Annotated in this window: 22 protein-coding genes; 14 read left to right on the top strand and 8 right to left on the bottom strand. The window is 65.0% G+C overall.

Going from position 1 to position 20,616, the window contains the following annotated elements:
- Positions 1-147 precede the first annotated feature (147 nt).
- The gene (locus ACYCAX_RS18250; protein WP_015476083.1) at positions 148-402 is read left to right on the top strand and encodes an FAD assembly factor SdhE; all 255 of its coding nucleotides are present in this window, start codon (positions 148-150) and stop codon (positions 400-402) included.
- Complete coding sequence (locus tag ACYCAX_RS18245; RefSeq protein WP_041711787.1) at positions 386-838, top strand: protein YgfX; 453 nt, start codon at positions 386-388, stop codon at positions 836-838. The genes ACYCAX_RS18250 and ACYCAX_RS18245 overlap by 17 nt, the downstream gene beginning before the upstream one ends.
- Here ACYCAX_RS18245 and nadB read toward each other — a convergent pair.
- Positions 807-2,423 carry an L-aspartate oxidase gene (gene nadB, locus ACYCAX_RS18240; protein WP_015476085.1) on the bottom strand — a complete coding sequence of 539 codons (1,617 nt, stop codon included), beginning with the start codon at positions 2,421-2,423 and terminating at the stop codon, positions 807-809. The two genes, ACYCAX_RS18245 and nadB, sit on opposite strands and share 32 nt — an antisense overlap.
- A 460-nt stretch (positions 2,424-2,883) precedes the next feature.
- Here nadB and rpoE point away from each other — a divergent pair, with 460 nt between their 5' ends.
- From rpoE to pdxJ, 12 genes are all read left to right on the top strand, one after another.
- Entirely contained in the window at positions 2,884-3,468 is a 585-nt protein-coding gene (gene rpoE, locus ACYCAX_RS18235) for an RNA polymerase sigma factor RpoE (protein WP_015476086.1), read from the top strand.
- Between the two features lie 31 nt (positions 3,469-3,499).
- Entirely contained in the window at positions 3,500-4,084 is a 585-nt protein-coding gene (locus tag ACYCAX_RS18230; RefSeq protein ID WP_294977454.1) for a sigma-E factor negative regulatory protein, read from the top strand.
- Between the two features lie 22 nt (positions 4,085-4,106).
- Positions 4,107-5,051 (top strand): MucB/RseB C-terminal domain-containing protein, encoded by a 945-nt coding sequence (locus ACYCAX_RS18225; protein ID WP_294977453.1) that lies wholly within the window; start codon positions 4,107-4,109, stop codon positions 5,049-5,051.
- A complete protein-coding gene (locus ACYCAX_RS18220) occupies positions 5,048-5,503 on the top strand; it encodes a SoxR reducing system RseC family protein (protein WP_294977452.1) in 456 nt (151 codons plus the stop codon). The genes ACYCAX_RS18225 and ACYCAX_RS18220 overlap by 4 nt, the downstream gene beginning before the upstream one ends.
- A 36-nt stretch (positions 5,504-5,539) precedes the next feature.
- The gene (locus tag ACYCAX_RS18215; protein ID WP_015476090.1) at positions 5,540-6,955 is read left to right on the top strand and encodes a DegQ family serine endoprotease; all 1,416 of its coding nucleotides are present in this window, start codon (positions 5,540-5,542) and stop codon (positions 6,953-6,955) included.
- Between the two features lie 148 nt (positions 6,956-7,103).
- Positions 7,104-8,903, top strand: a complete 1,800-nt coding sequence (gene lepA, locus ACYCAX_RS18210) for a translation elongation factor 4 (RefSeq protein ID WP_015476091.1) — start codon at positions 7,104-7,106, stop codon at positions 8,901-8,903.
- A 5-nt stretch (positions 8,904-8,908) separates the two neighbouring features.
- Positions 8,909-9,763 (top strand): signal peptidase I, encoded by an 855-nt coding sequence (gene lepB / locus ACYCAX_RS18205; RefSeq protein ID WP_015476092.1) that lies wholly within the window; start codon positions 8,909-8,911, stop codon positions 9,761-9,763.
- Positions 9,764-9,906: 143 nt separating this feature from the next.
- On the top strand, positions 9,907-10,284 hold the full coding sequence (locus ACYCAX_RS18200; RefSeq protein WP_015476093.1) for a DUF4845 domain-containing protein: 378 nt from the start codon (positions 9,907-9,909) through the stop codon (positions 10,282-10,284).
- On the top strand, positions 10,281-10,970 hold the full coding sequence (rnc, locus tag ACYCAX_RS18195; RefSeq protein WP_015476094.1) for a ribonuclease III: 690 nt from the start codon (positions 10,281-10,283) through the stop codon (positions 10,968-10,970). Before ACYCAX_RS18200 ends, rnc begins: the two co-directional genes overlap by 4 nt.
- Positions 10,963-11,904, top strand: coding sequence for a GTPase Era (era, locus tag ACYCAX_RS18190; RefSeq protein WP_015476095.1), 942 nt, complete (start codon positions 10,963-10,965; stop codon positions 11,902-11,904). The genes rnc and era overlap by 8 nt, the downstream gene beginning before the upstream one ends.
- An 88-nt stretch (positions 11,905-11,992) precedes the next feature.
- The gene (gene recO / locus ACYCAX_RS18185) at positions 11,993-12,697 is read left to right on the top strand and encodes a DNA repair protein RecO (protein WP_015476096.1); all 705 of its coding nucleotides are present in this window, start codon (positions 11,993-11,995) and stop codon (positions 12,695-12,697) included.
- Entirely contained in the window at positions 12,690-13,433 is a 744-nt protein-coding gene (pdxJ, locus tag ACYCAX_RS18180; protein ID WP_294977449.1) for a pyridoxine 5'-phosphate synthase, read from the top strand. Before recO ends, pdxJ begins: the two co-directional genes overlap by 8 nt.
- Positions 13,434-13,531: 98 nt before the next feature.
- On the opposite strand, the gene cmoB is transcribed toward pdxJ, so the two are convergent.
- From cmoB to lon, 7 genes are all read right to left on the bottom strand, one after another.
- Positions 13,532-14,500, bottom strand: coding sequence for a tRNA 5-methoxyuridine(34)/uridine 5-oxyacetic acid(34) synthase CmoB (gene cmoB / locus ACYCAX_RS18175; RefSeq protein ID WP_460248547.1), 969 nt, complete (start codon positions 14,498-14,500; stop codon positions 13,532-13,534).
- On the bottom strand, positions 14,497-15,237 hold the full coding sequence (cmoA, locus tag ACYCAX_RS18170) for a carboxy-S-adenosyl-L-methionine synthase CmoA (RefSeq protein ID WP_460248546.1): 741 nt from the start codon (positions 15,235-15,237) through the stop codon (positions 14,497-14,499). Before cmoA ends, cmoB begins: the two co-directional genes overlap by 4 nt.
- Positions 15,238-15,350: 113 nt before the next feature.
- On the bottom strand, positions 15,351-15,923 hold the full coding sequence (locus tag ACYCAX_RS18165) for a hypothetical protein (RefSeq protein WP_041711791.1): 573 nt from the start codon (positions 15,921-15,923) through the stop codon (positions 15,351-15,353).
- An 87-nt stretch (positions 15,924-16,010) separates the two neighbouring features.
- Positions 16,011-16,760 (bottom strand): substrate-binding periplasmic protein, encoded by a 750-nt coding sequence (locus ACYCAX_RS18160; protein WP_015476101.1) that lies wholly within the window; start codon positions 16,758-16,760, stop codon positions 16,011-16,013.
- A 1-nt stretch (position 16,761) separates the two neighbouring features.
- Positions 16,762-17,436 (bottom strand): lysoplasmalogenase, encoded by a 675-nt coding sequence (locus ACYCAX_RS18155; RefSeq protein WP_460248545.1) that lies wholly within the window; start codon positions 17,434-17,436, stop codon positions 16,762-16,764.
- Between the two features lie 114 nt (positions 17,437-17,550).
- Positions 17,551-17,946 carry a protease inhibitor I42 family protein gene (locus ACYCAX_RS18150; RefSeq protein WP_015476103.1) on the bottom strand — a complete coding sequence of 132 codons (396 nt, stop codon included), beginning with the start codon at positions 17,944-17,946 and terminating at the stop codon, positions 17,551-17,553.
- Between the two features lie 243 nt (positions 17,947-18,189).
- Complete coding sequence (gene lon / locus ACYCAX_RS18145; protein WP_015476104.1) at positions 18,190-20,589, bottom strand: endopeptidase La; 2,400 nt, start codon at positions 20,587-20,589, stop codon at positions 18,190-18,192.
- Between the last annotated feature and the right edge of the window lie 27 nt (positions 20,590-20,616).

Below are 20,616 nucleotides of genomic sequence, written 5' to 3'. Positions count from 1 at the left end.
GGGGCCTCATGATAGAGCCCGGACCGAGCCTTGTCAGCGGGTGCCGGGAGCCGGGCCGAATGCGTATAATGCCGCTCGGCTCGCGCCGGCCATCGACCGCGCGAGCGATCCGATGTATTTGCCCGCCGTTATTCGAGGTACCTGCAGATGACCGACGAAATCGAACTCAAACGCCTTTTCTGGCATAGCCGCCGCGGCATGCTGGAGCTGGACGTGCTGCTGGTGCCTTTCGTCCAGGAGGTCTACCCCGGCCTGCCGGCGGATGACCAGGCGCGCTTCCGCAAGCTGCTGGAGTGCGAGGACCAGGACATGTTCGGCTGGTTCATGCAGCGTGGCGAGCCGGAAGATGCCGACCTGCGCATCATCGTTCGCATGATCCTGGACCGTGTCCAGCCGAAGTGACCCCTTCGAATGCCGCTGGCGACCGTCCATCGGGTTGCTGGCGGCCTATCTCGGCGCGCAGGCGCTCGCCATCCTGGCGTTGCTGCTCGCCGACATTCCCCTCCACTGGACGTCGCTCGGCCTGAGCCTTTGCCTGCTGCACGCGTGCTGGGTGGTGCCGGCGCGGATTCTATTGCGCGGACCGGCTTCGGTGCGCGCGCTGCGCCATGACGCCGAGGGTTGGCGGGTGTGGAGTGAGCGGGAAGGATTCCAGCCGGTGCAACTGATGCCGGACAGCCTGGCGCTGCCGGCGTTGATCGTGCTGCGTTTCCGCCGTCCCGGCCAGTGGCTGACTCGCAGCGTCTGCGTGCCGGCCGACGCCCTGGCGCCGGACATTCACCGGCGCCTGCGGGTCAGGCTGCGCTTCAGCCGCAATAGGTGGGCGGCGCCAGGATAGTGTCGCGGGCTTCGGGCAGCAGGTCGGGATAATCGAGGGTGTAGTGCAGGCCGCGGCTTTCGCGGCGCTGCATGGCGGAGTTGATGATCAGCTCGGCCACCTGGGCCAGGTTGCGCAGCTCGATCAGGTCGCGGCTGACCTTGTAGTTCGAGTAGAACTCGTCGATCTCGTCCAGCAGCAGGCGCACGCGGTGCTGGGCGCGGGCCAGGCGCTTGTTTGTGCGCACGATGCCGACGTAGTCCCACATGAAGCGCCGCAGTTCATCCCAGTTGTGCGCGATGATCACGTCTTCGTCCGAGTCGGTCACCTGGCTGGCGTCCCAGCCGGGCAGGCCCGCAGGAACGGGCGCGCGTTCGAGTTTGCCGATGATGTCGGCCGCCGCCGAACGGGCGTAGACGAAGCACTCCAGCAGGGAGTTGCTTGCCATGCGGTTGGCGCCGTGCAGGCCGGTGAAGGTGGTTTCGCCGATGGCGTAGAGGTTCGGCACGTCGGTATGGCCGTGCTGGTCGACCAGTACGCCGCCGCAGGTATAGTGGGCCGCGGGCACCACCGGGATCGGCTCGCGGGTGATGTCGATGCCGAAGTCCAGGCAGCGCTCGTAGACCGTGGGGAAGTGCTCGCGGATGAACTCGGCGGGCTTGTGGCTGATGTCCAGGTAGACGTAGTCGATACCCAGGCGCTTCATCTCATGGTCGATGGCGCGGGCCACGACATCGCGCGGTGCGAGTTCCGCGAGCGCATGGAAGCGCTGCATGAAGCGCTCGCCATTGGGCAGGCGCAGCAGGCCGCCTTCGCCGCGCAGGGCTTCGGTGATCAGGAAACTCTTGGCCTGCGGGTGGTACAGGCAGGTCGGGTGGAACTGGTTGAACTCCAGGTTGCCGACCCGGCAGCCGGCGCGCCAGGCCATCGCGATACCGTCGCCGGAGTTGCCGTCCGGGTTGCTGGTATAGAGGTAGACCTTGCTGGCGCCGCCGGAGGCGAGCACGGTGAAGCGCGCGCCGAAAGTGTCGACTTCGCCGGTGCTGCGGTCCAGCACGTAGGCGCCCAGGCAGCGTTGGCTCTTCAGGCCGAGCTTGCGCTCGGTGATCAGGTCGACCGCAACCCGCTGCGACAGCAGTTCGATGTTCGGCCGCAGGCGCGCCTGCTCCAGCAGGGTGTTGAAAATGGCGGCGCCGGTGGCATCGGCGGCGTGGATGATGCGGCGGTGGCTGTGGCCGCCCTCGCGGGTCAGGTGGAATTCGAAACCGCCGTCCTCGCGCCCCGGCTCGTGGTCGCGGGTGAAAGGCACGCCCTGTTCGATCAGCCACTGGATGGCTTCGCGGCTATGCTCGACGGTGAACTTCACGGCGTCTTCGCGGCACAGGCCGGCGCCGGAGACCAGGGTGTCCTCGACGTGGGACTCGACGGTATCGGTGTCGTCGAGTACGGCGGCGACCCCGCCCTGGGCCCAGAAGGTCGAGCCTTGGGACAGTTCGCCCTTGCTCAGGACGGCAATGCGCAGGTGCGCGGGCAGAGTCAGGGCGAGCGTCAGGCCGGCGGCCCCGCTGCCGATCACCAATACATCATGCTGGAAGTGCTGACTCATATCCGGCTCCACCAAAAAGGCGCCCTAGTATATAGAAGGGCGCCACGGCACAATACTGGCGAACCGATGACACCGAAGGCGCCTGCAACATACGGCAGCCGCAGGGCGGACTCCCCCGGATTCCCGCTCATGCCGTGGAAGGCCGCGCGCTGGCGTTGCGTCGCAGGTGATGGATCGTGGCAAATCGCCGGAACTTTTTTAGTCGTTCCGGTTCCAACACGGAATACCTTAAGTCGCTTTCGCGCAGGCTTGGACTGCGCGGAGAAGGCGCGGGTGTTTCGCCCGATACAGTTGAATTCAACGGGCTTCGGACGCATGTCTGGGTCCGGTTGCCGCCAATGTGAAAAAACTGTGCGGCGCATGCTTGGAGGGGAGAACTTTTGCAGAAGTCCCGAGTCTATCTTGGCAGGACGATTCACCAGGGTGCTCGAAGCTCCTCCAGGTTCGTAGAGGAGCATTCATGCTAACCCAGGAACAGGATCAGCAACTGGTTGAACGGGTACAGCGCGGAGACAAGCGGGCATTCGATTTGTTGGTACTGAAGTACCAGCATAAGATCCTCGGGCTGATCGTGCGGTTCGTGCATGACGCCCAGGAAGCTCAGGATGTCGCGCAGGAAGCGTTCATCAAGGCGTATCGCGCCTTGGGTAACTTCCGCGGCGACAGTGCCTTTTATACCTGGCTGTACCGGATCGCCATCAACACCGCGAAGAACCATCTGGTGGCGCGCGGTCGGCGTCCGCCTGACAGCGATGTCACGGCGGAAGACGCGGAGTTCTTCGAGGGCGACCATGCCCTGAAGGACATCGAATCGCCGGAAAGAGCCATGCTGCGAGATGAGATCGAGGAAACCGTCCATCGCACCATCCAGCAGCTGCCCGAGGATTTGCGCACGGCATTGACCCTGCGTGAGTTCGAAGGCCTGAGTTACGAAGATATCGCCACCGTGATGCAGTGTCCGGTGGGAACGGTCCGCTCACGGATCTTCCGTGCGCGGGAAGCGATCGACAAAGCTTTGCAGCCTTTGTTGCATGAAGAAGTTTGATACAGCGGCAACAGCCAAGAGAGGTACCGCTATGAGTCGTGAAGCCCTGCAGGAGTCGCTGTCCGCTGTCATGGATAACGAAGCGGATGAGCTTGAGCTGCGGCGAGTGCTTGCAGCCTGCGGCGAGGACGCCGAATTGCGGGCCACCTGGTCCCGTTATCAACTGGCCCGTGCGGTGATGCACCGGGAGCCGGCGATGCCAAAGCTGGATCTCGCCGCCGCCGTGTCCGCAGCCCTGGTCGATGAGGCCGCGCCGGCACCGCGCGAGCGCAGTCCGTGGCGCAATATCGGCCGTCTGGCGGTAGCGGCTTCGGTGACCCTGGCCGTGCTGGCCGGTGTGCGTCTGTACCATCAGGACGACAGCGTCGCCAGCGGTCTGGCCCAGCAAGGCGCCACTCCGCAGATCGCTCTGCCGCAAGTGCAGGGGCCGGCGGTGCTGGCAGGCTACACTCAGGACGAGGCGCCGCAGGTGATCACCAATGCCCAGGGCGGGCAGACCACCTGGCATGAGCAGCGTCTTCCGGGTTATCTGCGCCAGCATGCGCAACAGTCCGCCGTAAGCGGCACGGACAGCGCTCTGCCTTACGCACGCGCCGCGAGCCTGGAAAGCCGCTGATTTTGCGACCTTAAGGAGCGTCATGCGCGCGACTACAGCACTGCTGTTCATCCTTGGCGGTCTGCTGGCATTGCCGGTGCAGGCCGCCGATGCGCTGGACTGGATCAAGCGCCTCTCCGAGGCGGATCAGCAACAGAATTTCCAGGGTACTTTCGTCTACGAGCGTAGCGGCACCTTCTCGACGCACGATGTCTGGCATCGGGTCGATGCCGATGGTTCGGTGCGCGAGCGCCTGGTGCAGGCCGATGGGCCGCGGCAGGAAGTCCTGCGGGTCGATGGCGCCACACAATGCGTGGGTGGCGGCATGGCCAGCCAGGTGGTGGCGGGGCAGCTCTGGCCCGCGCACAAGCTGAACCCGCAGGAGCTGTCGTCGTGGTACGACATTCGCGTGGCCGGCGAGTCTCGAATCGCCGACCGCCCGGCCGTGGTGCTGGCGGTGCTGCCGCGTGACCAGCATCGCTACGGCTTCGAGCTTCACGTGGACAAGGAAACCGGTCTGCCGCTCAAGTCCCTGCTGCTCAACGACAAGGGCCAGATCATCGAGCGGTTGCAGTTCACCCGTATCGAACTGACGCAGCCGGACGATGCCGAGTTGCAGCCGACATCGGCCTGCCAGCCGGTCAAGGAACTCAAGGGCACCAGCGTGAAAACCGGCTGGCATTCGGAGTGGGTTCCTCCGGGGTTCACCCTCAACAGTACCCTGCAGCAGCGCAGTCCGGTGTCGAACGACCAAGTGCTCTGCCTGGCGTACGGGGATGGCCTGGCGCGCTTCTCGGTATTCCTCGAACCACTGCACGGCGCCAAGGTTGACGATGCGCGTACCCAGTTGGGCCCGACGACGGTCGTGTCCCGGCGGTTCGCCAGTGACGATGGTGGCACGATGGTGACCGTGGTCGGCGAGATACCCAGCGGTACGGCTGAGCGGGTGGCGCTATCGATGCGGCCATCGGGAGCCCGGCCAGAGTGATCGAAGAGCGGGGGAGGGTGATAGCGGTCGAGTCCGGAGCGGTCTGGGTCGAAACGCTGCGCCGCTCCACCTGCTCGGGATGTTCGATGAACGCCGGCTGCGGACAGGGTTTCCTGGAGCGGCTGGGCGTCGGTAACGGGCGTGGCCGCGTGCGCGCCCTGTCCTCGCTACCGCTGGCGCCTGGCGACGAAGTCGTGTTGGGCGTGGGCGAGGACCTTCTCCTGAAGAGTGCTCTGCTCTTCTATCTTTCCCCTCTGCTTGGACTTTTCGCACTGGCGCTACTGGCGTCGCGGATCGGTTTGGGCGAACCTCTGGTCGTGGCGGCCGGGCTGGCGGGATTCCTGCTGGCCTGGCTGTTCGTGCGTCGCCTGTCGCGACGCCATTCGAATGATCCGGCGATGCAACCGGTTGTGCTGCGTGCGCTGGTCGGTGGGCCGTCCGGCCCGGTTTAGTGTCTTTCCCAATCAACATCACGGGAGCTGTAGTCAATGCAAACCCTGAAACGCAGCATGGCTGCGCTGGTCGCCCTGCTGGCCTTGAGCCTGACGGTCACCGCGCATGCCGAACTTCCGGACTTCACGCCGCTGGTCGAGCAGGCGTCACCGGCGGTGGTCAACATCAGTACCACGCAGAAGCTTCCGGATCGCTCCAATGCCCAGATGGGCATTCCGGATCTGGACGGCCTGCCGCCGGGCCTGCGCGAGTTCTTCGAACGCAGCATTCCCCGTGGCCAGGCGCCCCGTGGCCAGCAGCGCGAAGCGCAGTCCCTGGGTTCGGGTTTCATCATCTCCGATGATGGCTACATCCTGACCAACAACCATGTGGTGGCCGACGCCGACGAGATCCTCGTGCGCCTGTCCGACCGCAGCGAGCACAAGGCCAAGCTGGTCGGCGCCGACCCGCGCAGCGACGTCGCCGTGCTGAAGATCGAGGCCAAGGGCCTGCCGACCCTCAAGCTGGGCGACTCCGACAAGCTGAAAGTGGGCGAGTGGGTGCTGGCCATCGGCTCGCCGTTCGGCTTCGACCATTCGGTGACCGCCGGTATCGTCAGCGCCAAGGGCCGCAGCCTGCCGAACGAGAACTACGTGCCGTTCATCCAGACCGACGTGGCGATCAACCCGGGTAACTCCGGCGGCCCGCTGCTGAACCTGCAGGGTGAGGTCGTGGGCATCAACTCGCAGATCTTCACCCGCTCCGGTGGCTTCATGGGCCTGTCCTTCGCCATTCCGATCGACGTGGCGATGAACGTCGCCGATCAGTTGAAGAAGGCTGGCAAGGTCAGCCGCGGCTGGCTGGGCGTGGTGATCCAGGAAGTGAACAAGGATCTGGCCGAGTCCTTCGGGCTGGACAAACCGTCCGGCGCCCTGGTGGCGCAGCTGGTCGAAGACGGTCCGGCGGCCAAGGGCGGCCTGCAGGTTGGCGACGTGATCCTCAGTCTGAATGGTCAGGCCATCAACGAGTCGGCTGACCTGCCGCATCTGGTGGGCAACATGAAGCCGGGCGACAAGGCGGCTCTGGAGGTCATTCGTGACGGCAATCGCAAGACGCTGAACATGACCATCGGCAACCTGCCGGACGAAGACGATGAAGTCGCCGCCGTCCAAGGCAAGGGCGCCGAGCGCAGCAGCAACCGCCTGGGTGTGACCGTCGCCGAACTGACCGCCGAACAGCGCAAGTCGCTGGACATCAAGGGCGGCGTGGTGATCAAGGAAGTCCAGGGTGGTCCGGCGGCGATGATCGGCCTGCGCCCGGGTGATGTGATCACTCACCTGAACAACCGCGCGGTGGACTCCTCCAAGAGCTTCTCCGAGATCGCCAAGTCTCTGCCGAAGGATCGCTCCATCTCCATGCGCGTGCTGCGCCAGGGGCGTGCGAGCTTCATTACCTTCAAGCTGGCCGAGTAAGGCCCGGGTACTGAAAAAGGGCGGTTTCGACCGCCCTTTTTCATGCCTGTCCGTCCGGCGCGGCGTGGCGCATGGTGCCGTAGTCAGGTAAACTCCCCGGCTATTTTTCGGCGGATTGCCGCCTTCAGCCTTTCGAGTGTGTTCAGCCGTGAGTGACCTGAGTCATATCCGCAATTTCTCCATCATCGCCCACATCGACCATGGCAAGTCGACGCTGGCCGACCGCTTCATCCAGATCTGTGGCGGCCTGTCCGACCGCGAGATGGAGGCCCAGGTCCTCGATTCAATGGACCTGGAACGCGAGCGCGGCATCACCATCAAGGCGCACAGCGTCACCCTTCACTACAAGGCGAAGGACGGCAAGACCTACCAGCTGAACTTCATCGACACCCCCGGTCACGTCGACTTCACCTATGAAGTCAGCCGTTCGCTGGCCGCCTGCGAGGGCGCGCTGCTGGTGGTGGACGCAGGGCAAGGCGTGGAAGCGCAGTCGGTCGCCAACTGCTACACCGCCATCGAGCAGGGCCTGGAAGTGATGCCGGTCCTGAACAAGATGGACCTGCCGCAGGCCGATCCGGACCGCGTGAAGGACGAGATCGAAAGCATCATCGGCATCGACGCCACCGACGCCGTGGCCTGCTCGGCCAAGAGCGGCATGGGTGTGGAGGACGTGCTGGAGCGTCTGGTCAGCGCCATTCCCGCTCCGGAAGGCGAGATCGACGCGCCGCTGCAGGCGCTGATCATCGACTCCTGGTTCGACAACTACCTGGGCGTGGTCTCGCTGGTGCGGGTGAAGCACGGCCGCGTCAAGAAAGGCGACAAGATCCTGGTGAAGTCCACCGGCAAGCTCCACCAGGTGGACAGCGTCGGCGTCTTCACCCCGAAGCACACCGAGACTGCGGACCTCAAGGCCGGCGAAGTGGGCTTCATCATCGCCGGCATCAAGGACATCCTCGGCGCGCCGGTGGGCGACACCCTGACCCTGTCCAACACCCCGGACGTGGAAGTCCTGCCGGGCTTCAAGCGCATCAAGCCGCAGGTCTACGCCGGCCTCTTCCCGGTCAGCTCCGACGACTTCGAGGACTTCCGCGAAGCCCTGCAGAAGCTGACCCTGAACGACGCCGCGCTGCAGTACGAGCCGGAAAGCTCCGAAGCCCTGGGCTTCGGCTTCCGCATCGGCTTCCTCGGCATGCTGCACATGGAGATCATCCAGGAGCGCCTGGAGCGCGAATACGACCTGGACCTGATCACCACCGCGCCGACGGTGATCTTCGAGATCGTGCAGAAGAACGGCGACATCCTCTATGTCGACAACCCGTCCAAGCTACCCGACCTCTCGTCCATCGACGAGATGCGTGAGCCAATCTGTCGCGCCACCATTCTTGTGCCTCAGGAGCACCTGGGCAACGTCATTACCCTGTGCATCGAGAAGCGTGGCGTACAACGCGACATGCACTTCCTCAGCGGCCAGGTCCAGGTGATCTACGATCTGCCGATGAACGAAGTGGTGCTGGACTTCTTCGATCGCCTGAAGTCCACCAGCCGCGGCTATGCTTCGCTGGACTACAGCTTCGATCGCTTCGAGCCGGCCAACCTGGTTCGTCTCGACGTGCTGATCAACGGCGAGAAGGTTGACGCCCTCGCCCTGATCGTCCACCGCGACAACGCCCCTTACAAGGGCCGTCAGCTGGTGGAGAAGATGAAGGAACTGATTCCGCGGCAGATGTTCGACGTCGCGATTCAAGCGGCCATCGGTGGGCAGATCATCGCCCGTTCGACGGTCAAGGCGCTCAGGAAGAACGTGCTGGCCAAGTGCTACGGTGGTGATGTGAGCCGTAAGCGCAAGCTGCTGGAAAAGCAGAAGGCCGGTAAGAAAAGGATGAAGCAGGTCGGTAGCGTGGAGATTCCCCAGGAAGCCTTCCTCGCTGTGCTCAAAGTGGACAGTTGAACCCTATGACACTGAATTTCCCGCTGTTGCTGGTGATCGCCGTTGCTGTGTGCGGCGTTCTTGCCCTGGTGGACCTGGTGCTGTTCGCACCGCGCCGCCGGGCGGCCATTTCCGCCTATGAAGGCACGGTCAGCGAGCCTGATCCGGAAGTACTGGAAAAACTGAACAAGGAACCGGTGCTGGTCGAGTACGGCAAGTCCTTCTTCCCCGTACTGTTCATCGTGCTGGTGCTGCGTTCCTTCCTGGTCGAACCGTTCCAGATTCCGTCCGGCTCGATGAAGCCTACCCTGGAAGTGGGTGACTTCATCCTGGTCAACAAGTTTGCCTACGGAATCCGCTTGCCGGTGCTGGACACCAAGGTGATCCCGGTGGGCGATCCGCAGCGCGGCGATGTCATGGTGTTCCGCTACCCGAGCGACCCGAACATCAACTACATCAAGCGTGTGATCGGCGTTCCCGGCGATACCATCCGCTACACCAGCGACAAGCGTCTCTACGTCAACGACCAACTGGTGGCCGAGAGACTGATGGGCGAGGAGCCGGGCAGCCTGGGCAGCGTGACGCTGTACAAGGAAAAACTGGGCGACGTCGAGCACCTGATCCGCAAGGAAATGACCCGCTACCGCATCGAGCCGGGCCGGCAGTGGAAAGTGCCGGCCGAGCATTACTTCATGATGGGCGACAACCGCGACAACTCCAACGACAGTCGCTACTGGAACGACCCGAAGATTCCGAAGAACCTGCTGGGCATGGTTCCGGACCGCAATATCGTCGGCAAGGCGTTCGCGGTCTGGATGAGCTGGCCTGAGCCGAAACAGCGCAACCTGCCGAATTTCTCGCGAGTGGGCGTGATCCACTAAAGTTGTGAGACGTTCGAAGCCTTTGGGTGGCGAACAGTGCTAGAACCCGGGCGGGGCTGCACGCGGGGAGCGAGGCAGCCCCGCTTGCACTTGAACCCGCCGCGATTGGCGGACAATAAGAACGATACCGACATGAGGTCGATATGAAGTACGCACGTTCGCAGAAGGGCCTGTCGCTGCTGAGCTGGCTGGTGGTACTCGCCGTTGTGGCGTTCCTGGCCAGCACGGCGTTCAAGATCATCCCGCATTATCTGGACTACTACGCCATCGAGAAGGCCATCACTTCGGTGGAAACCGACAAGGCGGCCGAAGTGCGTAGCGTTCCAGAGTTCTACGCTTACGTGAGCAAGGCGCTGATGCTCAACAACATCCGCGACCTCAAGTTGGAAGATGCCCTGGACGTGCAACTCGAGAACAACGAGTTCCGCGCCCACCTGAAATACGAAAAACGCGAGCCACTGGTGCAGAACATCGACCTGGTGGTCAACTTCGACAAAGAATTCCGTGTACGAATGCCGTGAGTAACAGTCTGGATCGACTCGAGCGCAAGCTTGGCTATACCTTTCGCGACCAGGACCTGATGGTCCTGGCGCTGACCCATCGCAGTTTCGCCGGGCGCAACAACGAGCGCCTGGAGTTCCTGGGTGACGCCATCCTCAACTTCGTCATCGGCGAAGCCCTGTTCAACCACTTTCCCCAAGCCCGCGAAGGCCAGCTGTCACGCCTGCGCGCGCGCCTGGTGAAAGGCGAAACCCTGGCCCTGCTGGCCCGTGGTTTCGAGTTGGGCGACTACCTGCGTCTGGGCTCCGGCGAGCTGAAGAGCGGCGGTTTCCGCCGCGAGTCGATCCTGGCCGATGCGATGGAGGCGCTGATCGGCGCCATCTACCTGGACACCGGCATGGATTCCGCCCGTGAGCGGATCATGGCCTGGCTCGGCCCGCAGCTGCGTGAGCTGACCCCGGTGGATACCAACAAGGATCCCAAGACCCGCCTGCAGGAGTTCCTGCAATCGCGCGGGTGCGAGTTGCCGCGTTACGACGTGGTGGATATCCAGGGCGAGCCGCATTGCCGCACCTTCTTCGTCGAGTGCGAGGTTGCCCTGCTGAACGACAAGACCCACGGTCACGGCGGCAGCCGCCGCATCGCCGAGCAGGTGGCCGCCGCCGCCGCGCTGGCAGCCCTGGGCGTGGAGAATGGCCATGAGTGAGCACGAGCAAGACCAGCACGACCGATCCGAGCACGATGAAGCAGGCGCCGTTCGTTGCGGCTACGTCGCCATCGTCGGCCGCCCCAACGTGGGCAAGTCGACCCTGCTCAACCACATCCTCGGGCAGAAGCTGGCGATCACCTCGCGCAAGCCGCAGACCACCCGCCACACCCTGCTGGGCATCAAGACCGAGGGTGACGTGCAGGCGGTCTACGTCGATACTCCCGGTCTGCACAAGGACAACGACAAGGCGCTCAACCGCTACATGAACCGTTCGGCCAGCGCCGCGCTGAAGGACGTCGACGTGGTGATCTTCGTCGTCGACCGCAACCGCTGGACCGACGAAGACCAGATGGTCTACGACAAGGTCAAGTACGTGAGCTGCCCGGTCCTGCTGGCGGTGAACAAGGTCGACCGCATGGACGACAAGGGAGAGCTGCTGCCGCACCTGCAATGGCTGGCCGAGCAACTGCCCAACGCCGAAGTCGTGCCGATTTCTGCCCAGCACGGGCAGAACCTGGACATTCTCGAGGGTCTGGTCGCCGAGCGCCTGCCCGAGTGCGAACACTTCTTCCCGGAAGACCAGATCACCGACCGCAGCAGCCGCTTCCTCGCCGCCGAGCTGGTGCGCGAGAAGATCATGCGCCAGCTCGGCGCCGAGCTGCCGTACCAGGTCACCGTGGAGATCGAAGAGTTCAAGCAGGACGGCCCGATCCTGCATATCCATGCACTGATCCTGGTGGAACGTGACGGCCAGAAGAAGATCATCATCGGCGAGAAGGGCGAGCGGATCAAAAGCATCGGCCAGAACGCCCGCAAGGACATGGAGGTGCTGTTCGACTCCAAGGTCATGCTCAACCTCTGGGTGAAAGTGAAGGGTGGCTGGTCCGACGACGAGCGCGCGCTGCGTTCGCTGGGCTACGGCGACCTCTGACCTGCACTGCCCCGCGAGCCTTCGCGGGGCCCATCCTTCGGGCGCCCGAGTGCGCCTGCCTCCCGACTCCCACTCCAGGCGCAGCGCCATGAGCCTCGCTTCTACTGCCCAAGCCGCCTTCGTCCTGCACAGCCGCCCCTACAAGGAAACCAGCGCGCTGGTGGATTTCCTTACGCCCCAGGGCCGGCTGCGGGCCGTATTGCGCGGTGCGCGGGGCAAGGCCGGGGCGCTGGCGCGGCCCTTCGTGCCGCTGGAGGCCGAGTTTCGCGGACGCAGCGACCTGAAGAACGTCGTACGCCTGGAAGCCAACGGCATTCCCAACCTGCTCAGTGGCGAAGCGCTGTTCAGCGGCCTGTACCTCAACGAGCTGATGATCCGCCTGTTGCCGGCGGAAGACCCGCATCCCGCGCTGTTCGACCATTACCGAGCGACCCTGCCGCTGCTGGCCGCCGGGCGGCCGCTGGAGCCGCTGTTGCGAGCCTTCGAATGGCGGCTGCTGGACGAGCTGGGCTATGGTTTCTCCCTGGACAGCGATATCGTCGGCCAACCGGTGGCCCCCGAGGGTCTCTACCGATTGCTGCCGGACTCGGGCCTCGAGCCGGTCGGCAGCCTGCAGCCGGGGCTGTTCCACGGCGCCGACCTGCTGGCGATGGCCGAGGCCGACTGGAGCGCGCCGGGCGCCCTGGCGGCAGCCAAACGTCTGATGCGCCAGGCCCTGGCACCCCATCTTGGCGGCCGACCGCTGGTCAGCCGCGAGTTATTCATGAATCGCAAGGACAACTCCCGTGACTGAAGCCAACCGTATTCTGCTGGGTGTGAACATCGACCACGTCGCCACCCTGCGCCAGGCCCGTGGCACCCGCTATCCCGACCCGGTGAAAGCCGCGCTGGACGCCGAGGAAGCCGGTGCCGACGGCATCACTGTGCATCTGCGCGAGGATCGCCGGCACATCCAGGACCGCGACGTACGCGTGCTCGCCGAAGTGCTGCAGACCCGCATGAACTTCGAGATGGGCGTCACCGAAGAGATGATGGCTTTTGCCGAGATCATCCGCCCGGTCCACGTCTGCCTGGTGCCGGAAACCCGCCAGGAACTGACCACCGAGGGTGGGCTGGACGTCGCCGGGCAGGAGGTGCGCATCCGCGCGGCAGTGCAGCGCCTGTCCGCCGCGGGCTGCGAGGTATCGCTGTTCATCGACCCGGACCCGCGCCAGATCGAAGCCTCCGCGCGGATTGGTGCGCCGGCCATCGAGCTGCACACCGGCCGTTATGCCGACGCCCACAACCCGGCCGAAGCCGCCCATGAGCTGGCGCGCATTCGCGATGGCGTGGAGTTCGGCCTGTCCCACGGCCTGATCGTCAATGCCGGCCACGGCCTGCATTACCACAACGCCGAGCCGGTGGCGGCGATTGCCGGGATCAACGAGCTGAACATTGGCCATGCCATCGTTGCCCACGCGCTGTTCGTGGGCTTCAAGCAGGCGGTTGCCGAGATGAAGGCGCTGATCGTGGCGGCGGCGAATCGCTGATTCGCCGAGGTTCGCGAGCAAGCTCGCTCCTACACGTCAGCCGGCCACCACGGCACCGCGCTTCGTAGGAGCGAGCTTGCTCGCGAACCCGACGCAACCTAGGGCTTGCGCGCCACCAGCGTGGCGCGCAGCGGCGCCGGCAGGCCTTCGAGGGTGCGGCTGTGGTCGTCCGGGTCGAGGAAGTCCGGCAGCGACTGGTAGCGCATCCACTCGGTGGCGCGTTGCTCTTCCACCGAGGTACGGCTGATGTCCACGCTGCGCACCTCGGTGAAGCCTGCGCGGCGCAGCCACAGCTCCAGCGCCGGCACCGACGGCAGGAACCACACGTTGCGCATCTGCGCGTAACGGTCCTCGGGCACCAGCACGGTGTTCACGTCGCCGTCCACCACCAGGGTTTCCAGCACCAGTTCGCCGCCACGACGCAGGCAGTCCTTGAGCGCCAGCAGGTGGTCGATGGGCGAGCGGCGATGGTAGAGCACACCCATCGAGAACACGCTGTCGAAGCCTTCCAGCTTTTCCGGCAGGTCTTCCAGGGCGAAGGGCAGGTGCCAGGCCGGCAGGTCCGGCAGGTAGCGCTTCATGGCGAGGAACTGGCAGAAGAACAGCCAGTTCGGGTCCACGCCGACCACGCTGCGCGCGCCGGCGCCGAGCATGCGCCACTGGTAGTAGCCGTTGCCGCAGCCGACGTCGAGGACGCGTTTGCCGACCAGGTCGATGTGCGGCGAGACGCGCGCCCACTTCCAGTCCGAGCGCCATTCGGTGTCGATATGCACGCCGAACAGGTTGAACGGCCCCTTGCGCCACGGGATCAGCCCTTGCAGGGCGAGCTTGAGCTGTGCGCGGGTGTCCTCGTCACAGTCGCCTTCGAGGTTGAAGCGCTCGCGCAACTCGACGGCGGCGGCCTGCAGCGGCGGCAGGCGGTCCACCGCGGCCAGCCAGCGTTCGAGGTCGCCGTGGCCATCCTCGACCTTGCTGGCCAGTTGCGCGGGCAGCGAGGCGGCCCAGGATTCCAGTGGCGTGCCGGCCAGTTCAAGGCGCAGGCGGCCCAAGTCGAAGCGTTCGATCATGGCAGGGCAATCAGGGAGGCGAAGTTGAGGCACTGGAACCAGGGCACGACCTTGGAAAAACCGGCGGCCAGCAGGCGCTCGCGGTGGGTATCCAGGGTGTCGGGGCGCATGACGTTCTCGATGGCGGTGCGTTTCTGGGCGATTTCCAGTTCGCTGTAGCCATTGGCGCGCTTGAAGTCGATGTGCAGGTCGGTGAGCAGCTCGTGCTCCTGCTCGTCGGCGAAGCGCAGTTTTTCCGAGAGGATCAGCGCGCCGCCGGGCAGCAGGGTGCTGTGCAGGCGGGTGAGCAGATCCAGGCGCTGTTCGGGGGCGATGAACTGCAGGGTGAAGTTCAGCGCGATCAGCGAGCAGGGCTTGAGGTCCAGCTTGAGGATGTCCGCCTCGATCAGTTCGACCGGCAGCAGTTCCTGGTGCATGGCGTCCTGGGCGCGCAGGTATTCGCCGCAGCGCTCGATCATCGGCGCGGAGTTGTCCACGCCGATGACACGGCAGCCCTCGGTCTTCACGTGGCGGCGCAGCGCCTGGGTCACGGCGCCCAGCGAGCAGCCGAGGTCGTAGAGCACGCTGTTCGGGGTGGCGAAGCGCGCGCCGAGTACACCGATGTTCTCGACGATGGTGGGGTAGCCCGGCACCGATCGCTTGATCATGTCCGGGAAGACGCGCACCACGTCCTCGTTGAAGGTGAAGTCGGGAACCTGGGCTTGCGGCTGGGCGAAGATGCGGTCGGATTCGCTCACGCTGGATGGGGCCTCGTTACGCTGAACAGGCAACAGGACGCGGCGCGCCCGGTTTGCCGGGGCGCGCATTGTAGCCGAGGCGCCGGGTGCGCCCAAGCTTCAGCCGATAAGGGTCACTTGAGCTGGTCGGAGAAGTATTCGCCGGCGCCCTGCAGCGGGCCGAGCGGATTCTTCTTGTCTTCCCGGCGGCGGATGTTCGGCTCGCCGTTGCTGGTCTTGTGCACCACCACGTCGTCGATCAGCACGAACACCGGGCGGAACGACCAGCCCTGGACTTCACGGCGCTTGCGGAAGTTGAAGATGTCGGCCCAGAAGCTGCCGACCCGCTGGCTGTCGGTCTTGCTGAAGTCGAAGGCATAGCCGACGCAGCGATCCTTCGCCTGCAGGCAGGTGATCAGGCCGTCGGGCAGATAGTCGATGGGAATGTTGGGTTGCACGAACATCAGCCGCACATCGATGAACGAGAGCATCTTGGCGTTGCCCTGGGACAACGGGTCGAAGCCCAGCGCATAGAGCTGCGAGCGGGTGGTTTTCCCGGTATCGACCTGGTTGAAGCGGCTCTGTGCATCCTGGTAGTCCAGGAAAGGCGACTGCACTTCCGCACGTTCGCTGGGCAGCAGGCTGCCACAGGCGGAGAGCATCAGGCCTGCTCCCAGCAACATCATCGAGCGAACTACTGCACGCATGGAAGCTCCCCTTCTCGCAGTCTCTTGTCATTGATCTATAGCCGAAGGCTAACCGCTGTGCCGGACTTTTCTCACGCCCTGGGAAGCCTACTCCACAGCCACTCCGTATCCCTGCATCACCGCCTTCCACTGGTCGTTCCGGCGAAACTCGCGCAGGCCGTCGTCGAGCTCGGCCAGGCGCTCCTTGAGCGACTCCAGGCGAGGGTTGAGGGCGACGTACATGGGACGTTTATCGGCAAGCTGTCCGGCTGCTCGAACCCGCTCGGACAGGCGGTGGCGGTGGAGATAGTGTTCAACGATCCGGCTGTCTTCAAGCAACACGCTGATGCGGCCGAGCAGCAGCTTCTGGATGTTGCGCTCCAGTACCCGCTCGCCGCTGAGGACCTGCACCTGGTCGTGATCGTCCAGGTGGCTGTCGCGCCAGGCGTCCAGCTGCGCGCCGTAGGAATAGCCCTGGGCAAGGCCGATGGACTGGTCGTCCAGCGACGCCGGTCCCTGGTAGTGCCATTGGCTGTCGGCGCGGGTGTAGAAGCGCATGGTCACCCAGCCGATGGGCTCGTCGCCGATGGCGAGGTTTTCCGACTCCTCCGGATAGGCGCCGACCACGCCGTCCACCAGGCCTTCGCGGGCCATCTGCAGGGCGCGCGGCCAGGGCAGGGGTTCGAAGATCGGTGGCTGGTTCAGGATGCGGGACAGGGCTTCGAGCAGGTAACCGGGCTTGTCCGGGTTGTCCGGGCAGATGTAGGGGCACCAGTCGTCGCCGGCCAGGCGCAGCGGCTCGGCACTGGCGATCAGTGCGCTGCACAGGAGCAGAGCCGCTACGGCGAAATGCAGCATGTCAGACTCGGGTAGTGGGTTGTCCCGAGGAGTATGGCAGAGCCAGGTGACGACTTGTGACCGAGGCCGCGATACCGAACTGGCCCAGCCAGTAGGTGAGCATGATGGCGTAGGAGGAGCCGTCGAAGGCGCCGACGAATCGGCTGATACCGATCATCGCGTCGGAACTGACGAACAGCAGGGCGCCGACGGCGGCGAGGTTGCGGCTGGCGGCGGGCAGGTCGTTCCGGCCGAGGCGGGCGAGGGCGCGCCAGAGCATGCAACTGATGGTCAGGCTGTACAGCGCGATTGGCAGCAGCAGCGGACCCAGGCCCCGGCTGTAGAGCAGGGCGAACAGCCCGCCACCGATCAGGCCGGCGAACAGCAGGCCTGTCGGCGCCAGGCGGCGGGTATCGGCGAGGTAGGCCAGCAGGTAGGCCAGGTGCGCCAGCAGGAAGGCGGCGAGTCCGGGGACGAAGGCGTTGAGCGGCCATTCCAGCAGGATGTCGCCGAGCATCGACAGCACCAGGCCTGTCGCGATCCAGCGCCGGTAGGCGTCGGCCGGTGTGCCCAGCACCCAGAACAGCAGCGCGAGGACCGGCAGCGGCTTGCACAGCATGCGCAAGGGCGGCAGGTCGAAGGTGACGGCGAGCAGGTAGGCGACGGCGCCGCCGAGTGCCAGAAATGCCCAGCGCATGGGGTTCCCTCCCGTGGAAATGTGTGTCCACTGTGCCGCAATGCGCCGCGCCGCCACAGGCCTGTGGCGTCAGCGCGAGCGGCTTATGGCGCCGGGCGGTCAGCGCGCGGCGATCTACTTGACGGCGATGGGGCAGACGAAGGTCTGCGCAGGTGCGACTTCCGCTTCCCAGGGGCGGCGGTAGGCCAGTTCCAGCTTGTCCTCGCCGGTGCCGGTCACGCGGAAGCGCCAGGTGGATTCGCCGGCACTGCCGACCAGGCCTGCATCTTCGGGGTTGCTGTAGACCTCGGGGCCCAGGCTGCGCAGCAGGCCATTGGCGGCATTGCGCATTTCCCAACGGAATCCGGTGGTGGGGTTGCTTGGCAGGATCAGCACCAGCTCCTGGCCTTCGCGCAGCTTCAGGGGGTTGCAGTCACTGGCGTCTTCCAGGGTGACCACGGGTTTGGACTGCCCGGCGCAGCCGGCGAGCAGGGCCAGGGAGAGGGGGAGCAACAGGCGGTACGACGGCATGGCGACTCCTGGGGTGGGAACCAGACTGGGCCGCAGGATAGCGCAATCGGACGAAGAGGGAAGACTGCGGGCGGGTTGCTCTTTCGTAGGAGCGAGCTTGCTCGCGAACGGAGTTTCCCTGTGGCACCGGTGTTGGGCGGTTCGCGAGCAAGCTCGCTCCTACAGGGGATCATCCGGTGGCGAGGGTTCGGTGGCGGGCACGGTAGGGCGCATAACGTCGAACGTTATACGCCCTACGCTCCGTCAGCCCGGGAACAGCACCTTGGCCACATCGCCATAACGCTTGGCGAAATGCACGGTGATGTCTTCCTTGAGGTACTCCGGCAGTTCCTCGAAGTCGCCACGGTTGGCTTCCGGCAGGATCAGCTCATGGATCTTCTGCCGACGCGCGGCGATGACCTTCTCGCGCACGCCGCCAATCGGCAGCACCTGGCCGGTGAGGGTCAGTTCGCCGGTCATGGCCACGCCCTTCTTCGGTGCCTGGTTGCGCGCCAGGGACAGCAGGGCGCTGGCCATCGTGACGCCGGCGCTGGGGCCGTCCTTGGGCGTGGCGCCCTCGGGTACGTGCAGGTGGACGAAGGCCTGGTCGAAGAAGCCGGCGTCGCCGCCGTACTGCTTCAGGTGCGAGCTGATGTAGCTGTAGGCGATCTCCGCCGACTCCTTCATCACGTCGCCCAACTGGCCGGTGAGCTTGAAGCCGCGGTTCAGCGTGTGGATGCGCGTCGCCTCGATGGGCAGGGTCGCGCCGCCCATGCTGGTCCAGGCCAGGCCGGTGATCACGCCGATGCCGGAGAGCACCTGCTCGGTGCGGAACACCGGCATGCCGAGGTAGTCCTCCAGGTCCTTGGCGCCGATCTTCACCACCGACTCCGGGTCTTCGAGCAACTTCACCACCGACTTGCGCACCAGCTTGCCGAGGACTTTCTCCAGCTGGCGCACTCCGGCCTCGCGGGCGTAGCCCTCGATCACCGCGCGCAGGGCGGCGTCGTTGATCGACAGGCGGCTCTTCGGCACGCCGGCCTTCTCCAACTGCTTGGGCCACAGGTGGCGCTTGGCGATGGCCAGTTTTTCCTCGCCGATGTAGCCGGAGAGGCGGATCACTTCCATCCGGTCGAGCAACGGGCCGGGAATCGCGTCCAGGGTGTTGGCGGTGCAGACGAACAGCACCTTGGACAGGTCCAGACGCAGGTCCAGGTAATGGTCGAGGAACTCGACGTTCTGCTCCGGATCCAGCGTCTCCAGCAGCGCCGAGGCCGGATCGCCCTGGTAGCTGCTGCCGAGCTTGTCGATCTCGTCGAGCATGATCACCGGGTTCATCACCTGCACTTCCTTGAGCGCCTGCACCAGCTTGCCGGGCAGGGCGCCGATGTAGGTGCGGCGGTGGCCCTTGATCTCCGCCTCGTCGCGCATGCCGCCGACGCTGAAGCGGTAGAACGGCCGCCCCAGGCTCTCGGCGATGGACTTGCCGATGCTGGTCTTGCCCACGCCGGGCGGGCCCACCAGCAGTACGATGGAGCCGGCGATCTCGCCCTTGAAGGCGCCCACGGCGAGGAACTCGAGGATGCGGTCCTTCACGTCGTCGAGGCCCGCGTGGTACTTGTCGAGCACCTTGCGCGCGTGTTTCAGGTCGAGCTTGTCGGTGCCCAGCAACCCCCAGGGCAGCGAGGTGGCCCAGTCCAGGTAGTTGCGGGTGACGGCGTACTCGGGCGAGCCGGTCTCCAGGATCGACAGCTTGTTCAGCTCCTCGTCGATGCGCTTCTTCGCCTGTTCGGGGAGGACCTTGCCCGCCAGGCGGGCGCGGAACTCGTCGGAGTCGGCGCTCTTGTCGTCCTTGGTGATGCCCAGCTCCTGCTGGATGATCTTCAACTGCTCCTTGAGGAAGAACTCGCGCTGGCGCTCGCCGATCTTGCGGTTGACCTCGGCGGACAGCTCCTTCTGCAGGCGCGCGACTTCCACTTCCTTGCGCAGCAGCGGCAGCACCTTCTCCATGCGCTTGAGAATCGGCACGGTATCCAGCACGCCCTGCAGCTCGGTGCCGGGCGCGGTGGTCAGCGCGGCGGCGAAGTCGGTCAGCGGCGACGGATCATTCGGGTTGAAGCGGTTGAGATAGTTCTTCAGCTCTTCGCTGTACAGCGGGTTGAGCGGCAGCAACTCCTTGATCGCGTTGATCAGGGCCATGCCGTAGGCCTTCACCTCGTCGCTCGGGTCGCTGGGCGTGTGCGGGTAGTCCACTTCCACCAGGAACGGCGGGCGATGGCGCTTGATCCAGCCACGGATACGCACCCGCGCCAGGCCCTGGGCGACGAACTGCAGCTTGCCGCCCTCGCGGCTGGCGTGGTGCACGCGCACCAGGGTGCCGTGCTCGGGCAGGCTGTTGGGGTCGAAGTGGCGCGGGTCTTCCGGCGGGTTGTCCATGAAGAACAACGCCAGCGAGTGGTGCTCGGTCTTGGCCACCAGCTCGAGGGTTTCCGCCCACGGCTCTTCGTTGACGATCACCGGCAGCACCTGCGCCGGGAAGAACGGGCGATTGTGGATCGGAATGACGTAGACCGTGGTCGGCAGGTTCTGCCCCGGCAACACCAGCCCGGTGTTGCTGACCTCTTCGGCGCTATGGATATCGTGAATCTCGTCGTGGTCGCTCATGAGGCACCTGACTGATTGAACATGACA

The organism is Pseudomonas sp. MT3 (assembly GCF_054720805.1).
This window is presented reverse-complemented; position numbering and strand designations above follow the sequence as displayed.